The organism is Kitasatospora sp. NPDC038210, assembly GCF_055600605.1.
This window is the reverse complement of record NZ_JBVJYK010000030.1, coordinates 1-14,985: the sequence shown is the minus strand read 5'-3', so window position 1 is coordinate 14,985 and position 14,985 is coordinate 1. Positions and strand designations below refer to the sequence as shown.

Genomic DNA, 14,985 nt, shown 5'->3' with positions numbered 1-14,985 from the left:
GGCGTTCCTCAGCCCAGCAGTCCCGACAGCACCGCCGCCGTCGCCTCCAGCAGGTCCTCCGCGACCACCCCGCCCGCCGCGGTACGGGCCAGCAGCCCCTCCCGGGCGGCCAGGATCACCAGCGCGGCCTGCCCGGCGCTCACGCCCGGGGGCACCAGCTCCGGCAGCGCCCGCTCCAGGACGTCGGCCAGCGCCGTGGCGACCGCCCGGTCGTGGGCGGCGACCTGCTCGGCCAGCGCCTCCGTACGGGCCGCGACCAGGCGGAACTCCAGGAACAGCAGGATCCATCCGCTCTCCGCGGGCTCGACCCGCAGCAGTGCCCCGACCAGCCGCCGGGCCCGTTCCTGCGGAGCCAACTCCTCGCAGGCGGTGGCGAGTTGCTCCAGCTCGGCCATCCGCAGCGCCGCCTGGTCGTCGAAGAGCGCCAGCAGCAGGTCCTCCTTGCTGCCGAAGTTCGAGTAGAAGGCGCCGCGGGTGTAGCCGGCGGCGGCGCAGACGTCCTCGATGCTCGTCCGCGCGAAGCCGACGGCGAGGAACAGCTCGCTCGCCGCGGCCAGCAGCCGGGCCCGGGTGTGGACGCGGCGGCGGGGCGGCCGGGGAGCGGCGGTATCGGCGGGGGGTGGGTTCACAGGAGAACGATACATGGTGTATTCAGTACGAGTCGTATTCAATACGAGCCGTACTGAACCTGTCGCCGGACCCGAGGGGGACCACCGCCGTGAGCCGACTGCTGATCACCAACGCCCACCTGCTCCACCCCGAGGACGGAACCCGCACCGACCTCGGCTGGCTGGAGGCCGCCGACGGCCGGATCGCCGCCACCGGAACCGGCCGCCCACCCGTCGCGAGCGAGGGCGTCCGGGTGGTCGACGCCGGCGGTGCCACCGTGTTGCCGGGCCTGATCGACGCCCACGTCCACCTGCTGGTCACCACGCTCGACCTGCACGACGTCGCCGGCTGGACCCCGGGCTACGCGACCGTCCGCGCCCTCGCCGAGGCCGAGCGCATGCTGCGCCGCGGCTTCACCACCGTCCGGGACGTCGGCGGCGCCGACCACGGCATGGCCCGCGCCCTGGCCGAGGGCCTGGCGCTCGGCCCCCGGCTGCTGCACGGCGGCAAGGCGCTGTCCCAGACCGGCGGCCACGGGGACCTGCGCCCGCTCGGCGACGACGCCCTGCCCTGTTGCGAGTCCCGGCCGAACTTCGGCCGGATCGCCGACGGCGTGGACGCGGTCCGGGCCGCCGCCCGGGACGAGTTCCGCAAGGGCGCGCGCCACCTCAAGGTGCTGCTCTCCGGCGGCGTCGCCTCCCCGCACGACGAGATCGCCGCCGTCCAGTACAGCGAGGAGGAGATCCGCGCCGCCGTCGAGGAGGCGGAGAACCACAACCGCTACGTCACCGTGCACGCCTACCACCCGCGCGCGATCGACCGCGCCCTGCGGGCCGGGGTGCGCTGCGTCGAGCACGGCAACCTGCTGGACGACGCCACGATCGCCCTGCTGCTGGAGAAGGACGCCTTCCTCGTCCCGACCCTCGTCGCCTACGAGCAGACCGCCAAGCTGGGCGCGGCCTCCGGCCTGCCGCCCGCCTCCGTCGGCAAGCTCGCCGAGGTCCGCGACCGGGGCCTCGACGCCCTGGAGCGCGCCCACCGGGCGGGCGTCAACCTCGTCTACGGCAGCGACCTGCTCGGTCCGCTGCACCCCGCCCAGCTGGAGGAGTTCACCCTCCGCGCGCAGGTCCAGCCGGCCGCGGACGTGCTGCGCTCGGCGACCACAACGGCGGCCCGGCTGCTCGGCATGGCGGGGGAGATCGGCACCCTCGCGCCCGGCGCCCACGCCGACCTGCTCGTCGTCGACGGCGACCCGCTGGCCGACCTCTCCGTCCTCACCCGCCCGGAGCGGCACCTCAGGCACGTGGTGAAGGCCGGCGCGCCGATCTGACCCCACGCCCGAGCAGTGACGCTCCCGCGCAACGGCGGCCGGGCACGACGACGGGCGGGCGCCCGGGGAAACCCCGAACGCCCGCCCGCCGTACGACAGCCGTTACTTGCCGGCCCGCTTCGCGAGGAAGGCGTCGACCTCGTCCCGGATCTCCGGGGTGTCCAGGCCGCGCACCGTCATCGTGGTGCGGCGGCGCAGCACGTCGTCGGCCGTGTACGCCCACTCGTTGTCGGCCGCGTACGCGACCTGCGCCCAGACGTCCGGCCCGTCCTGGTGGATCGGCCGGCCGAGCTCCGGGTTCTCGTCGATCATGCGGGCGATCTCGAAGGAGAGCGTGCCGTAGTGGCTGGCCAGGTGCTTGGCGACCAGCGGCTCCATGCGCGAGCCCGGCTCGCGGTCGATCAGCAGGCGGTGGGCCACCGCGTTCGGCGCGCCGACGCCCGGCAGCGGGACGGTCGGGGCGATCGGGGACATGTCCTCGCCGAGGCTGGTGCCGGGCACGTGGGCCAGCTTCTCCAGCACGGTGCGGCCGATGTGGCGGTAGGTGGTCCACTTGCCGCCGGAGACCGACAGCATGCCGCCGCGGCCCTCGGTGACGACCGTCTCGCGCTTGGCGGCGGCGGTGTCGCCCGGGCCGCCCGGCAGGACGCGCAGGCCGGCGAAGGAGTAGGTGATCAGGTCGCGGTCGAGGTGCTCGTCGCGGATCGCGTGCGCGGCCTCGCCCATGATCTGGTCGATGTCCGCGTCGGTGGCCCGGACGTCCTTCGGGTCGCCGGTGTACTCCTCGTCGGTGGTGCCGAGCAGGACGTGGTCCTCCCACGGGATGGCGAAGGAGACGCGGTACTTGTCGATCGGGATGGTCAGCGCGGCGCGCCACGGCGAGCGGCGCTTGACCACGACGTGCGCGCCCTTGGAGAGGCGGATCGACGGCGCGGCGCCGGCGTCCTCCATCTTGCGCAGGTGGTCGACCCACGGGCCGGTGGCGTTGAGCACCAGGCGGGCGTCGATGCCGAACTCGCTGCCGTCCAGACGGTCGCGGAGCTCGGCGCCGGTGACCCGGCCGCCGGTGAAGCGCAGCCCGGTGACCTCGGCGTGGTTGAGCACGACGGCGCCGGCGTCGACCGCGGCGCGCACGGTCATCACGGCGACGCGCGAGTCGTTCATCTGGTGGTCGCCGTAGACGGCCACCGAGCGCAGGCCCTCGGTGCGCAGCGCGGGCACCTGCTGGGCGGCGTGCGCGGCGGTGGAGACCCGGCCCATGCCGTCGCGGAAGGCGGACAGCGCCGAGTAGAGGAAGACGCCGGCGCCGAGCTTGGCGGCGCCGTGCGGGCCGCCCTTGTAGACCGGCACGAAGAAGGTCAGCGGGTTGACCAGGTGCGGGGCGACGTCGGTGGAGAGCGCGCGGCGCTCCTTGTGGTTCTCCGCGACGAGCTTGACCGCGCCGGTCTGCAGGTAGCGCAGACCGCCGTGGACGAGCTTGGAGGAGGCGCTGGAGGTGGCGCCGGCGAAGTCGCCGGCGTCGACCATGGCGACCTTCAGGCCGGCCTGGGACGCGGTCCAGGCGACGGCCGTGCCGAGGATGCCGCCCCCGATCACCAGCAGGTCGTAGGTGGCCTTGCCGAGCAGTTCGCGGGTCTCGGCGCGGGAGGCGGTGCGGCCGGCGGTGCGCTCGGCGCCCAGGGTCGGGATGGTTGCCATGGTGATTGTGTACGGCGCGCGGGTCGGGCGCGCCGTTACTCCTCTCGTGTGCGGTGCGGCCCCTGCGGGAGGGACCGGTCGGCCCGGTGCGGCGGGCCGGTGAAACGCGGTGACACCCGCTGCCGGAACAGCGGGCGGCCGGCCGGGGCCAGCGGCCCCGACCGGCTCGTCGGTCAGTTGTTCTCTTCCTCCTCCACCCAGCCCATGGTGCGCTCCACGGCCTTGAGCCACTTCTTGTACTCGCGCTCCCGGGTGGCCTCGTCCATGCGCGGGGTCCACTCGGCGGCGCGGTGCCAGTTGGCCCGCAGGGTGTCGAGGTCGTTCCAGAAGCCGACGGCGAGACCCGCCGCGTAGGCGGCGCCGAGGGCGGTGGTCTCGGCCACGTACGGGCGCTCGACCGGGGCGTCCAGGACGTCGGCGATGTTCTGCATGAGCAGGTTGTTGCTGGTCATGCCGCCGTCGACCTTGAGGGCGGTGAGCTCGACCCCGGAGTCCTTCTGCATGGCGTCGACGACCTCGCGGGTCTGCCAGGCGGTGGCCTCCAGGACGGCCCGGGCCAGGTGGCCCTTGGTGACGTACCGGGTCAGACCGGCGATCACACCGCGGGCGTCGGAGCGCCAGTACGGGGCGAACAGGCCGGAGAAGGCCGGGACGAAGTAGGCGCCGCCGTTGTCCTCGACCGTGTTGGCGAGGGTCTCGATCTCGGCGGCGGTGGAGATGATGCCGAGCTGGTCGCGCAGCCACTGGACGAGCGAGCCGGTGACGGCGATCGAGCCTTCCAGGGCGTACACCGGGGCCTGGTCGCCGATCCGGTAGCCGACGGTGGTCAGCAGGCCGTGGTAGGAGTTGACGATCTTCTCGCCGGTGTTCAGCAGCAGGAAGGTGCCGGTGCCGTAGGTGGACTTGGCCTCGCCCTCGTTGAAGCAGGTCTGGCCGAACAGCGCGGCCTGCTGGTCGCCGAGCGCGGAGGCGACCGGGACGCCGGCCAGGTCGCCGACGGCCTCGCCGTACACCTCGGCGGAGGAGCGGATCTCCGGCAGGACGGCCATCGGCACGCCCATGGACTCGGCGATGCTCTCGTCCCAGGCGAGGGTCTTGAGGTTCATCAGCATGGTGCGGCTGGCGTTGGTCACGTCGGTGACGTGCTTGCCGCCGTCGACACCGCCGGTGAGGTTCCAGATGACCCAGGTGTCCATGGTGCCGAACAGGATGTCGCCGGCCTCGGCGCGCTCGCGCAGGCCCTCGACGTTGTCCAGCAGCCAGCGGATCTTCGGGCCGGCGAAGTAGCTGGCCAGCGGGAGGCCGGTCTCGCGGCGGAAGCGGTCCTGGCCGACGTTGCGGCCGAGCTCGCGGCACAGCCCCTCGGTACGGGTGTCCTGCCACACCAGCGCGTTGTGCACCGGCTCACCGGTGTTCTTGTCCCACAGGACGGTGGTCTCGCGCTGGTTGGTGATGCCGATGGCGCGGATGTCGTCCTTGGTCAGTCCGGCCTTCTCCAGCGCACCGCGCACGACCGACTGCACCCGGGTCCAGATCTCGGCGGCGTCGTGCTCGACGTAGCCGGGCTGCGGGAAGATCTGCCGGTGCTCCTGCTGGTCGACGGCGACGATCCGGCCGTCGGCGCCGAAGATGATGCAGCGGCTGGAGGTGGTGCCCTGGTCGATCGCGGCGATGTAGTTACCGGTGGAGGTCATGGGGAGGGTCCTCGGCTCGGGTTGAGGGGTACGGGGTGGGTGGGCCTGACACGCTTCTCGGTCAGTCCCCGTGTTCGGCGGGGTCCACTCTGCTGTTCGGCGGGGAGCCTTCAGAAGAGGGCGTCGTACCGCTTAGAAGAGGGCGTTGTAGACGCCGCCGGCCGCGAGGCCGCCGATGACCGGGCCGACGACCGGGACCCAGGCGTACGACCAGTCGGAGCCGCCCTTGTGGGGGATCGGCAGCAGGGCGTGGGCGATGCGCGGGCCGAGGTCACGGGCCGGGTTGATCGCGTAGCCGGTCGGGCCGCCCAGCGAGAGGCCGATGCCGACGACGGTGAAGGCGACCATCAGGGTGCCGGTGCCGGACTGCGAGAGGCCGGCGTTGGTGCCGATGGTGAGGATCGCGAAGCAGAGCACGAAGGTGCCGATGACTTCGGTGAGCACGTTCTGGAACGGGTTCCGGATCTCGGGCCCGGTCGAGAAGATGCCGAGGGTGGGCTCCTCGTTGGCGTTGAACTGGCCGAGGTAGGTCGCCCAGACGAGGACGGCGCCGATGATCGCGCCGAGCATCTGCGAGCCGATGTAGAGCGGCACCTGGCTCCACTCGCCGCTCTTGACCGCGAGCGCGAGGGTGACGGCGGGGTTGAGGTGCGCGCCGGACTTCGGAGCCGACATGTAAGCGGCGATGAGGACCGCGAATCCCCAGCCGAAGGTGATCGCCAGCCAGCCGGCGTTGATCGCCTTCGACTTCTTGAGGGTCACGGCGGCGCAGACGCCGCCGCCGAGGAGTATCAGGGCGGCGGTGCCGAGGGTTTCGCCGACGAAGACGTCGCCGTTGGAGAACGCGGACACAAAGACTCCCTTGTCCATATGGCCCGGAGGTGCGGGTGGGGGTGGGCGGCCGGGTCGATCGCTGTGCGGGTGAGCGCGCTGTGGGAGTGATCTCCCGGCCATCGTTCGACAATGTCGACCGTCATGCGGAAGCTTCCTCCCCAGGTCGCCTCCACGTCAAGGCAGGGTTACGCAGCTGTGACCCTTGTCCCCGCCCGTCCCCAGAAGTTACCGAGCGGAGCGCCCCGAAACGGGGCAAAACGCCAAGGCGCGGACAGGCCGACCGCCCGTCCGCGCCTCAGCGTGACGAAATGAATGCGTCCCTCAGAACCGGCCTGCGCCCAGGTCGCGCGAGATCGCGCGCGCCGCACTGCGCACCGAGGCCACCAGCGAGGGCTTCACGAAGCCGTCCTCGCAGACCCGTTCGACCGGCCCGCTGATGCAGACCGCACCCACCGGATTACGCCGTCGGTCCTGGATCAGCGCGCCGATCGAGGCCACGCCCTCCCAGGTCTCCTCGATCGAGTCCGCCCAGCCGCGTTCGCGGATCAGCGCGCACTCGGCGTCCACGTCAGCCGCCTCGGTGAGCGTGCGCACGGTGTACGACTCGTACGGCCCGTCGCCCAACTCCCCCCGCGCGACAGGGTCGTAGGCCACCAGCACCTTGCCCAGCGCGGTGCTGTGCAGCGGCTGCATCGAGCCGACCTCCAGCACTTGCCGGGTGTCGTCCGGCCGGAACACGTGGTGCACGATCAGCACGCCCTGCTGGTGCAGCACCCCCAGGTAGACCGTCTCCCCGGCCGCCCGGGCCAGGTCGTCGGCCCACACCAGGGCCCGCGCCCGCAGCTCGTGCACGTCCAGGTAGCTCTGCCCCAGCCGCAGCAGCTCGGCGCCCAGCTGGTACTTGCCGCTCTCCGGGTCCTGCTCGACGAACCCCTCCTGCTGCAGCGTGCGCAGGATGCCGTGCGCCGTCCCCTTGGCCAGGTCCAGCGCCGTCGCGACCTCGGACAGGCCCAGGCGGCGCTCACCGCCGGCCAGCAGTCGCATGATCGCGGCGGCCCGGGAAAGCGACTGGATCGGGCCGGGCATGAGAACCTCCGCGCTGACAGGCGGTCGACAATGTCGACCACAGTGGTGACGGCACGAGTCTGCCAGGCCGTACTGACTCCGTGCACCTTCCCCCTCGGTAACCCGCCCTCGGCCGGGTGTTAACCTTCCGCGCCGCTCGACGGCCCCCGGCGCACCGCCACCTCCGCCGCGAGCGCCGCGATCCCGTCCGGTCCGACCCGGCAGCAGCCGCCCACCAACCGGGCCCCGTCCGCGAGCCAGCCGCCCACCCGGGCCGAGCGGAAGGTCGCCTCGCCGCGCCAGCCCCGGCACTCGGCGTCCCACTGCTCCCCGCTGTTGGGGTAGACGACCACCGGCTTCCCGGTCACGTCGGCCGCCACCGCCACCGCCCGGTCCGCGTCCCGCGGCGTGCAGCAGTTGACGCCCACCGCCAGCACCTCGTCCACCTCCGCCGCGAGCGCGAACGCCTCCGCCAGCGGCTGCCCGGCCCGGGTCCGGTCGCCCTCGACGCTGTACGACAGCCAGGCCGGCACCCCCAGCCCGCGCACCAGCTCCAGCAGCGCCCGCGCCTCGTCCGCGTCCGGCACCGTCTCCAGCGCCAGCACGTCCGGCCGAGCCGCCGCCAGCACCTCCAGCCGGGGCCGGTGGAAGGCCACCAGCTCGGCGACGCCCAGCCCGTAGCGGCCCCGGTACTCGGAACCGTCCGCCAGCACCGCCCCGTACGGGCCCACCGACGCCGCCACGAAGCGTCGCCGCCCGCCCGGCTCGGCCCGCGCCGCCTCCCGGGCCAGCTCCACGCTGCTCGCCAGCAGCCGGGCCGCCTCCGCCCGGCCGATGCCGCGGTGCGCGAAGCCCTCGAAGCTCGCCTGGTAGCTCGCCGTGATGGCGACGTCCGCGCCGGCCTCGAAGTACGCCCGGTGCGCCGCCACCACCGCCGCCGGTTCGTCCGCCAGCAGCCGCGCCGACCACAGCTCGTCCGAGAGGTCGTGCCCCTCCGCCGCCAGCTGGTTCGACATCCCGCCGTCCAGCACCAACGGACCGGCGGCCAGGGCCGCGGCGAAGTCCGGCGGGGGAGCAGTGGGCATGTCGGTCTCCTCTGGCGCGGTCGTTGCTGGTCACAGCCTAGAAGGCGGACGCCCCGGCCGACCGGGAAAACCATTTGCCGCCGGGGAACGCAAATCGCTACGTTGTGCTCATTCCGAGAACGACACGACCGATCAGCGAAGCGAGCACGGAGAGGGCAGGGCGATGGCAGCGGACGACCGGCCCGGCAGCGGGCCCGCGGCCGAGCAGGAATGGCTCGCCGCGTACGACCCGCGCGCCTACGCCCCCATCGCCGTCACCGTCGACGTCGTCGCCCTGACCCTGCGCGACGGCCTCCTGCACGTCCTGCTCGTCGAGCGCGGCGCCCCGCCCCACCAGGGCTGCTGGGCGCTGCCCGGCGGCTTCCTGCGGGCCGGCGAGGAGGGCCTGGACGAGGCCGCGGCCCGCGAACTCGCGGAGGAGACGGGCCTGCAGGGCGCCGCCGACGCCGAGGCCAGGCTCTGCCGGCTCCACCTGGAGCAGCTCGGCACCTACGGCGCGCCCGAGCGGGACCCGCGGATGCACGTCGTCTCCGTCGCCTACCTCGCCTTCGCACCGGACCTCCCCGACCCCCGGGCCGGGACGGACGCCGCGGCCGCCGCCTGGCACCCCGTCCGCGACCTGGACCTCCGGCCCGGCGGCCGGTCCCGAGCCGCCGGCGCGCCCGCCGACACCCACGGGGGTGGCGTCGACGGGCGCGCCGGCACCACTGCGCTCACGCTGGCTTTCGACCACGCCCGGATCCTCGCAGACGGGCTCGACCGGGTCCGCGCCAAACTCGAATACAGCCCGCTGGCCACGGCCTTCCTGCCCCACGACTTCACCATCCCCGACCTCCGTGCCGTCTACGAGGCGGTCTGGGACGAGAAGCTGCACCCCGGCAACTTCCACCGCAAGGTCCTCTCCGTCCCCGGCTTCGTCGAGAGCACCGGCAGCACCACCCAGCGCGGCGGCGCCCGCGGCGGCCCCCGCGCCCGCACCTACCACGCCGGCGGCGCCGCACTGCTGCACCCCGCCCTGCTCCGCCCCACCCGCGAGGACCAGCCCGGCGACGGGCCATCCGGCGAGAGCCCGACCGGCGAGAACCCGACCGGGGCGATCCCACCGCACTGATTCACCGGACACCCCGGGATCCCCGTCGGCCACCGGGCTACCATCCGGCCATGACCACCGACGAAGCGACCCAGACCGTCCACCGGCCGTTCTCCCACTGCCACTTCTGCGGCACGCCCTACCCGCCCGACACCCGCGCCTGGCCCCGCACCTGCCCCGGCTGCGCCGAGATCAGCTACCGCAACCCGCTGCCGGTCGCGGTCACCGTCCTCCCCGTCACCCGCCCCGACGCCGACCCGGCCCTCGTCGTCATCCGCCGCACCATCGAACCCGGCTACGGCGAACTCGCCTTCCCCGGCGGCTACATGGACTACGGCGAGAGCTGGCAGCAGGCCTGCGTCCGCGAACTGCACGAGGAGACCGGCATCGCGGCCGACCCCGCCGAGGTCACCCTGATCCACACCGCCTCCGACCCCAACGGACGCTTCGTGATGCTCTGCGGCCTGCTCCCCGCCCGCCCGCTCGCCGAGCTCCCGCCCTCGCGCCCCACCGACGAGACCGAAGGCTGGCTGCTCGCCACCGCCGACACGCCGCTGGTCTGGGACTTCCACAACGGCATCCTGCGCCGCTGGTTCAGCGGGGAGTTCACCTCCCGCTGACCACCCGACCGCCCGCCGGCCGACCCTGGCGCGACGGCCGCTCACATGGCATGGTCTGCACCGACAGCCCAACCGGACGGGTCTGCCACAAGCCCTCCCGTCCCCACCCACCGGCCGGGAGACCACCACCGTGAGCACCCCACCCCAGGACCAGCCGCTCTGGCGCCCCGCCCCCGCTCGCGCCGCCGCCACCAGCCTGGTGGCCTTCCAGGCCTGGGCCGCCGAACACCACGGCGCCCCGGCCGCCCCGCTCGCCCCCGCCGCCGACGACCGGCAGGCCGCCGAGCGCTACGCCGACCTGCACGCCTGGTCCACCGAGGACCTCGACCGGTTCTGGGCAGCGGTCACCCAGTGGTTCGACGTCCGCTTCACCCAGGCCCCCGAGGCCGTCCTCGCCGACCCGGCCATGCCCGGCGCCCGCTGGTTCCCCGGCGCCCGCCTCAACTACGCCGAGCACGCCCTGCGCGCCGCCGAGCCCGGCCCCGACGGAGCGGAGGGGCCCAACGCCGACCGCCCCGCGATCCTCCACCTCGACGAGACCACCGACCAGCCCGTCGTCCTCACCTGGGCCGAACTCCGCCGCCAGGTCGGCTCCCTCGCCGCCGCCCTGCGCGCCCGCGGCATCGGCCCCGGCGACCGCGTCGGCGCCTACCTGCCCAACATCCCGCAGGCCGCCGTCGCCCTCCTCGCCACCGCCGCCGTCGGCGCGATCTGGACCAGCTGCGCCCCCGACTTCGGCGCCCGCAGCGTCCTCGACCGCCTCCAGCAGATCGAGCCCGCCGTCCTCTTCGCCGTCGACGGCTACCACTACGGCGGCAAGGACCACGACCGCACCGAGGTCGTCGCCGAACTGCGCCGCGAACTCCCGAGCCTGCGCACTGTCGTCCACGTCCCGCTGCTCGGCGGCCCCGCCCCCGAGGGCGCGCTGACCTGGGACGACCTGGTCGCCGACGACGTGGAGCCGGTCTTCGAGCCGGTCCCCTTCGACCACCCGCTCTGGGTCCTCTACTCCTCCGGCACCACCGGCCTGCCCAAGGCCATCGTCCAGAGCCAGGGCGGCATCCTGCTCGAACACCTCAAGCAGGCCGGCCTCCACCTCGACCTCGGCCCCCAGGACCGCTTCCTCTGGTACACCTCGACCGGCTGGATGATGTGGAACTTCCTGCTGGCCGGCCTCCTCGTCGGGTCCACGATCGTCACCTACGACGGCAGCCCCGGCCACCCCGACACCGGCGCCCTCTGGTCCGTCGCCGCCCGCACCGGCGCGACCGTCCTCGGCACCTCCGCCGCCTACGTGATCGCCAGCCGCAAGGCCGAACTCCACCCCGGCCGCGACCTCGACCTCTCCGCCGTGCGCTGCATCGGCACCACCGGCTCCCCGCTCCCGCCCGACGGCTTCCGCTGGATCTACGACGAGGTCAAGGCGGACGTCTGGCTCGCCTCCGTCAGCGGCGGCACCGACGTCTGCTCCTGCTTCGTCGGCGGCGTCCCCACCCTCCCGGTGTACCTCGGCGAGATCCAGGCCCCCTGCCTCGGCGCCGCCGTCGAGTCCTGGGACGTCCAGGGCAAGCCGCTCACCGACGCGGTCGGCGAACTCGTGGTCACCAAGCCCATCCCCTCCATGCCCACCGGCTTCTGGAACGACCCCGAGGGCACCCGCTACCACGACAGCTACTTCGACACCTACCCCGGCGTCTGGCGCCACGGCGACTGGATCACCGTCACCTCCCGGGGCACCGTCGTCATCCACGGCCGCTCCGACTCCACCCTCAACCGCCAGGGCGTCCGGATGGGCTCCTCGGACATCTACGAGGTGGTCGAGCGCCTCCCCGAGATCGCCGAGTCCCTGGTCATCGGCCTGGAGGAGCCCGACGGCGGCTACTGGATGCCGCTGTTCGTCGTCCTCGCCCCCGGCGCCGAGCTGACCGACGACCTCATCGGCCGCATCCGCACCTCGCTGCGCACCGAACTCTCCCCGCGCCACGTCCCCGACGAGGTCATCACCGTCCGCGGCCTCCCGCACACCCTCACCGGCAAGCGGATCGAGGTCCCGGTCAAGCGCATCCTCTCCGGCACCCCGCTGGAGCAGGCCGTCAACCCCGGCTCCGTCGACAACATCGAGCACCTGCGCTACTTCGAGCAGCTCCGCCTCGACCGCCAGGCCTGACCCCGACGCACACGAGGAAGGGGCGCCCCCACCGCCGTGGTGGGAGCGCCCCTTCCTCGTTCGTCCTGCCGCCGCGACCTACTCGCCGGACAGCACCTGCTGCGCCGCGGCCCGTGCCTCCTCGGCGCTGTCCGCGGCCCGGGCCGCCTCGGCCGCCCGCCGGCACTGCGCCAGCGTGTACTTGGCCAGCGCGGTCCGCACGTACGGGATCGACGCCGAGCCCATCGAGAGGCTGGTGACGCCGAGGCCGGTCAGCACCACGGCCAGCAGCGGGTCGGAGGCCGCCTCGCCGCAGACGCCGCAGCTCTTGCCGCTCACCCGCGCGGCCTCGGCGGCCGCGGCGATCAGGTCCAGGAGCGCCGGCTGCCACGGGTCCTGCAGCCGCGCCAGCGCACCGACCTGGCGGTCGGCCGCGAAGGTGTACTGCGCCAGGTCGTTGGTCCCCAGGGACAGGAACTCGACCTCCTGCAGGATCGCCCGGGCCCGCAGCGCGGCCGACGGGATCTCCACCATCGCGCCGAACTTGGCCTGCAGCCCGGCCTCGCGGCACGCGGTCGCGAAGTCCCTGGCGTCCTTGCGGTCGGCCACCATCGGGGCCATCACCTCAAGGTGCACCGGCAGACCCTCGGCAGCCGTGGCCAGCGCCCGCAGCTGGGTGCGCAGCACCTCGGGGTGCTCCAGGAGGGTCCGCAGACCGCGCACGCCGAGCGCCGGGTTCGGCTCGTCCGCCGGGGTCAGGAAGTCCAGCGGCTTGTCCGCGCCCGCGTCGAGCACCCGGACCACGACCCGGCCCTCGGGGAAGGCCTCCAGCACCTTGCGGTACGCCTCGACCTGCTTCTCCTCGCCGGGCGCCTTCGCCGAGTCGTCCAGGAACAGGAACTCGGTACGGAACAGGCCGACGCCCTCGGCACCGTTCTCCAGCGCGGCCGGCACGTCCGCCGGGCCGCCCACGTTGGCCAGCAGCGGGACGCGGTGCCCGTCGGAGGTCTGCCCCGGGCCGGAGGAGGCGGCCAGCGCGGCCTTGCGCTCGGCGGCGATCGCCCGCAGCTCGTCCTGCTTCTCCTGCGACGGCTCCAGCAGCACGTCACCGGAGCTGCCGTCCACCGCGACGACGGTGCCTTCGGCGACATCGGTCGCCCCGGGCAGCGCCACGACGGCCGGCACGCCCATCGCCCGCGCCAGGATGGCGCTGTGGCTGGTCGGCCCGCCCTCCTCGGTCACGAACCCGAGCACCAGCATCGGGTCCAGCAGCGCGGTGTCGGCCGGCGCGAGGTCCCGCGCGAACAGCACGTACGGCTCGTCGCTGTCCGGCACACCCGGCATCGGCACGCCGAGCAGCCGGGCCACGATCCGGTTCCGCACGTCGTCCAGGTCGGCGACCCGACCGGCCAGGTACTCCCCGGCGGAGGCGAGCAGCGCACGGTAGGCGGCGAACGCGTCGTAGACACCACGCTCGGCACTGCTGCCGACGGCGATCCGGCGGGACACGTCGGCCATCAGCTCCGGGTCCTGCGCCATCAGCGCCTGGGCCTCCAGAACGGCCTGCGCCTCGCCGCCCGCCAGGTTGCCGCGCGCGATCAGGTCGGCGGCGACCGCGTCCACGGCGGCCTGGGCACGCGCCTGCTCCCGCGGGGCGTCCTCGGTCGGGATCCGGGTGGCCGGGGGCTCCAGCACCGCCGTTCCCATGTGCCGCACCTGGCCGATCGCGACCCCGTGGCTGACACCCACGCCGCGCAGTGTCTTCTCCATCTACCTGTCTCCGCTGAGAGGAGCGGCCCCGCCGGGAACCGCTGAGTGCCGGGCCGCCCCGTCACTTCCTGCGGGGCGGGTGTGTGTCCGTGGTCGAGAGGTCAGCTCCAGCTGAACAGGGCGTCGCCGGACGCGGCCTCGCCGTCCTCCCGGAGGCCGCCGAGCGAGTCCGGAGCGGCCTCCAGCGCGACGATCGGCGAGATCGGCGACTTGCCGGCGGCCTCCACGGCGGCCGGGTCCCACTTGATGACGGCCTGGCCGCGGGTCACCGTGTCGCCCTTGTTGACGAGCAGTTCGAAGCCCTCGCCGTTGAGCTGGACGGTGTCGATCCCGAGGTGGGTCAGCACCCCGTGGCCCTCGGCGTCCACGACGACGAAGGCGTGCGGGTGCATGGAGACCACGACCCCGTCCACCGGAGCGACCGCCTCGGTGGGCCGACGGACCGGGTCGATCGCGGTACCGGGACCGACCATCGCGCCCGAGAACACCGGGTCGGGCACGCCGGCGAGCCCGACGACCCGACCGGTCAGCGGCGACGTCACAGTGGTCATGGTTGTGCCTCCCAAGTGCGCAGTACAGCGAGCGGCCGCGAGGAGCGGCACGACGATCAGCTGAAGACTAAATCATGTCAACTTCGGACATCTGTCGACATTCCAGGGCGAACAACCCGCCCTCCGCCCACCTACCGGCCGGCGTCCCATCGGCCCGCGAGTGGTCTAGTCCTCTCGGTCGATGCGCCGCACTCTACAGGCATCTTGGCGAATCGGGACCATTGCTGTATATGCTCGCGAGAGCAACAAATCATGCCGCCACCCGGGTGACACCGGGCGCGCCTTGATTCGCGCTCCGGACACCGACCCGCTATGGTTGGTCGAGTCGCCGCAACTCGGCGGTTAACTCCAGATTTCAGATGTGAAAAGCCCCGGTAAACGGAGCGGAAAACATCTGGTAAGCTGGAAACACGAAAGAACGAAGCCCGGAGGGTCCGCTGGAAGGCGGTCCGAAGGAAGCGTCCGTTCCTTGAGAACTCAACAGCGTGCCAAA

The 14,985-nt window shown here is 73.3% G+C and carries 12 protein-coding genes; 4 read left to right on the top strand and 8 right to left on the bottom strand.

The features are described from left to right. Positions 1–8: 8 nt before the first annotated feature. Entirely contained in the window at positions 9–629 is a 621-nt protein-coding gene (locus ACZ7KX_RS36595) for a TetR/AcrR family transcriptional regulator (RefSeq protein WP_470330281.1), read from the bottom strand. 89 nt (positions 630–718) lie between these two features. Here ACZ7KX_RS36595 and ACZ7KX_RS36590 point away from each other — a divergent pair, with 89 nt between their 5' ends. After that, the gene (locus tag ACZ7KX_RS36590) at positions 719–1,939 is read left to right on the top strand and encodes a metal-dependent hydrolase family protein (RefSeq protein ID WP_470330280.1); all 1,221 of its coding nucleotides are present in this window, start codon (positions 719–721) and stop codon (positions 1,937–1,939) included. A 102-nt stretch (positions 1,940–2,041) separates the two neighbouring features. Here ACZ7KX_RS36590 and ACZ7KX_RS36585 read toward each other — a convergent pair whose 3' ends face one another. From ACZ7KX_RS36585 to mmuM, 5 genes are all read right to left on the bottom strand, one after another. Beyond that, positions 2,042–3,637 (bottom strand): glycerol-3-phosphate dehydrogenase/oxidase, encoded by a 1,596-nt coding sequence (locus ACZ7KX_RS36585; protein ID WP_470330279.1) that lies wholly within the window; start codon positions 3,635–3,637, stop codon positions 2,042–2,044. Positions 3,638–3,810: 173 nt separating this feature from the next. Continuing rightward, positions 3,811–5,331 carry a glycerol kinase GlpK gene (gene glpK / locus ACZ7KX_RS36580; protein WP_470330278.1) on the bottom strand — a complete coding sequence of 507 codons (1,521 nt, stop codon included), beginning with the start codon at positions 5,329–5,331 and terminating at the stop codon, positions 3,811–3,813. A 132-nt stretch (positions 5,332–5,463) separates the two neighbouring features. Then, entirely contained in the window at positions 5,464–6,201 is a 738-nt protein-coding gene (locus ACZ7KX_RS36575; RefSeq protein ID WP_470330277.1) for an MIP/aquaporin family protein, read from the bottom strand. Positions 6,202–6,486: 285 nt separating this feature from the next. After that, positions 6,487–7,251: an IclR family transcriptional regulator gene (locus ACZ7KX_RS36570; protein ID WP_396553071.1), complete on the bottom strand. Its 765-nt coding sequence runs from the start codon at positions 7,249–7,251 to the stop codon at positions 6,487–6,489. A gap of 119 nt (positions 7,252–7,370) precedes the next feature. Next, complete coding sequence (gene mmuM / locus ACZ7KX_RS36565) at positions 7,371–8,315, bottom strand: homocysteine S-methyltransferase (protein WP_396553070.1); 945 nt, start codon at positions 8,313–8,315, stop codon at positions 7,371–7,373. 163 nt (positions 8,316–8,478) lie between these two features. Between mmuM and ACZ7KX_RS36560 the strand changes: the two genes are divergently transcribed. From ACZ7KX_RS36560 to ACZ7KX_RS36550, 3 genes are all read left to right on the top strand, one after another. Further along, a complete protein-coding gene (locus ACZ7KX_RS36560; protein WP_470330276.1) occupies positions 8,479–9,426 on the top strand; it encodes an NUDIX hydrolase in 948 nt (315 codons plus the stop codon). Positions 9,427–9,476: 50 nt separating this feature from the next. Continuing rightward, positions 9,477–10,025: an NUDIX domain-containing protein gene (locus tag ACZ7KX_RS36555; protein ID WP_470330275.1), complete on the top strand. Its 549-nt coding sequence runs from the start codon at positions 9,477–9,479 to the stop codon at positions 10,023–10,025. A 130-nt stretch (positions 10,026–10,155) separates the two neighbouring features. Then, positions 10,156–12,192 carry an acetoacetate--CoA ligase gene (locus ACZ7KX_RS36550; RefSeq protein WP_470330274.1) on the top strand — a complete coding sequence of 679 codons (2,037 nt, stop codon included), beginning with the start codon at positions 10,156–10,158 and terminating at the stop codon, positions 12,190–12,192. A gap of 78 nt (positions 12,193–12,270) precedes the next feature. Here ACZ7KX_RS36550 and ptsP read toward each other — a convergent pair whose 3' ends face one another. Beyond that, positions 12,271–13,941, bottom strand: a complete 1,671-nt coding sequence (ptsP, locus tag ACZ7KX_RS36545) for a phosphoenolpyruvate--protein phosphotransferase (protein WP_470330273.1) — start codon at positions 13,939–13,941, stop codon at positions 12,271–12,273. A 101-nt stretch (positions 13,942–14,042) separates the two neighbouring features. Further along, entirely contained in the window at positions 14,043–14,492 is a 450-nt protein-coding gene (locus ACZ7KX_RS36540; protein ID WP_396553065.1) for a PTS sugar transporter subunit IIA, read from the bottom strand. Positions 14,493–14,985 lie beyond the last annotated feature (493 nt).

Coding starts and splice junctions, on each gene's coding strand:
- glpK (WP_470330278.1), bottom strand. CDS start 5,331: ATGACCTCCACCGGTAACTACATCGCCGCGATCGACCAGGGCACCACC.
- ACZ7KX_RS36570 (WP_396553071.1), bottom strand. CDS start 7,251: ATGCCCGGCCCGATCCAGTCGCTTTCCCGGGCCGCCGCGATCATGCGA.
- ACZ7KX_RS36585 (WP_470330279.1), bottom strand. CDS start 3,637: ATGGCAACCATCCCGACCCTGGGCGCCGAGCGCACCGCCGGCCGCACC.
- ptsP (WP_470330273.1), bottom strand. CDS start 13,941: ATGGAGAAGACACTGCGCGGCGTGGGTGTCAGCCACGGGGTCGCGATC.
- ACZ7KX_RS36560 (WP_470330276.1), top strand. CDS start 8,479: ATGGCAGCGGACGACCGGCCCGGCAGCGGGCCCGCGGCCGAGCAGGAA.
- ACZ7KX_RS36540 (WP_396553065.1), bottom strand. CDS start 14,492: ATGACCACTGTGACGTCGCCGCTGACCGGTCGGGTCGTCGGGCTCGCC.
- ACZ7KX_RS36555 (WP_470330275.1), top strand. CDS start 9,477: ATGACCACCGACGAAGCGACCCAGACCGTCCACCGGCCGTTCTCCCAC.
- ACZ7KX_RS36575 (WP_470330277.1), bottom strand. CDS start 6,201: ATGGACAAGGGAGTCTTTGTGTCCGCGTTCTCCAACGGCGACGTCTTC.
- mmuM (WP_396553070.1), bottom strand. CDS start 8,315: ATGCCCACTGCTCCCCCGCCGGACTTCGCCGCGGCCCTGGCCGCCGGT.